The following is a 1,076-nucleotide window of genomic DNA, read 5'->3' as shown; positions in this document are numbered from 1 at the left end:
GGCCAACAAAAGCTGCGCACTTTCCTGCAAAGCTCACGTCCCATCCATCGCAACATCAGGGTTAAATGGATCAAGCAAACCTCGCCTCAGGAAGAGAGGGCACCGAGCTGCCGCTTACTAAAGACCGACTGGCGCCGCCAGATCACCGGCGCGGGGCTTGGCCAGCGGCTTGCCAAGAGCATCCGCGCGGAGACATGGCCCAAGGGCACGACCAGCATCGGCGCGGCGGCGCTGGTCTGGTCGAAGGCGCCCGCCATCGTCGGCGCCCACGACACCGGCCCGCTGATCCGCTCGGAAACTGGCTTCTGGCTCGCGATCCCGACGCCCGCCGCCGGACGGGGGCTTCGCGGCGGCAAGATCACCCCCGGCGAATGGGAGCGCCGCCGCGGTCTGCGCCTGCGCTTCGTCTACCGCCGCCGGGGCCCGAGTCTGCTGGTCGCCGACCGCGCCCGGATCAACAAACGCGGCCAGGCAGTGGCGTCCCGTGCGAAGACCGGCCGCAACCAGGTCACCGCGCCAATCTTCCTGCTGGTCCCGCAGGTCAAGCTGCCGAAGCGGCTGGACCTGGACCGCGACACCGAGCGCACGCATGACAGCGTGCCGGGCCTGATCGTGGCGAACTGGGTGGAGGGGAAATCGTGATATCGGCTCTGAGGGACAAGCTGGGCTTTCGCTGCAGTTGGCTGAAAGGTTTGTTTCCGCCGAATGCACCTGTCTAAAAGAGAAAAAATTTGGAAGGGATGAACTAGAGGATCGTCTGAACGACCGCTTCGGCTTCGCCGATTTCGGGCTTTGGAGGGTCTGGTAAGGGCGTTTCACCCGGTGAGACGGGCGCTTTCGGCGTATCTCCCGGCCCGAATGGCCGGGATTGTCGTCCGAGGGCAGACTCCGCCTCATGTGAGCAGCCTTCGTCGGACGAGGAACAGATTGCCGAGGGCGAACAGCGTGAAAAGCTGCGCCCGGTTCTTCGCGAGGCCGCGGTACCGGGTCTTGAGATACCCGAACTGCCGCTTGAGCACCCGGAAGGGATGTTCGACCCGGGCCCGCACCATGGCGATGATCCGGTTGATGTCCTC

At 65.1% G+C, this 1,076-nt stretch carries 2 protein-coding genes; one reads left to right on the top strand and one right to left on the bottom strand.

Features of this window, described 5'->3' with window-relative positions; translation table 11 throughout:
- Nucleotides 1–69 precede the first annotated feature (69 nt).
- On the top strand, nucleotides 70–642 hold the full coding sequence (locus tag DLJ49_RS21295) for a DUF6441 family protein (protein WP_233489404.1): 573 nt from the start codon (nucleotides 70–72) through the stop codon (nucleotides 640–642).
- Between the two features lie 251 nt (nucleotides 643–893).
- Here DLJ49_RS21295 and DLJ49_RS21290 read toward each other — a convergent pair.
- On the bottom strand, nucleotides 894–1,076 hold a 183-nt coding region (locus DLJ49_RS21290), incomplete at its 5' end, for a transposase (RefSeq protein WP_147277400.1).

Source organism: Rhodovulum sp. 12E13 (assembly GCF_003340565.1).
In the GTDB taxonomy this organism is placed as follows: Bacteria; Pseudomonadota; Alphaproteobacteria; order Rhodobacterales; family Rhodobacteraceae; genus HLUCCA09.
The sequence above is the reverse complement of the archived record's forward strand: the minus strand, read 5'-3'. Positions and strand labels throughout refer to the sequence as shown.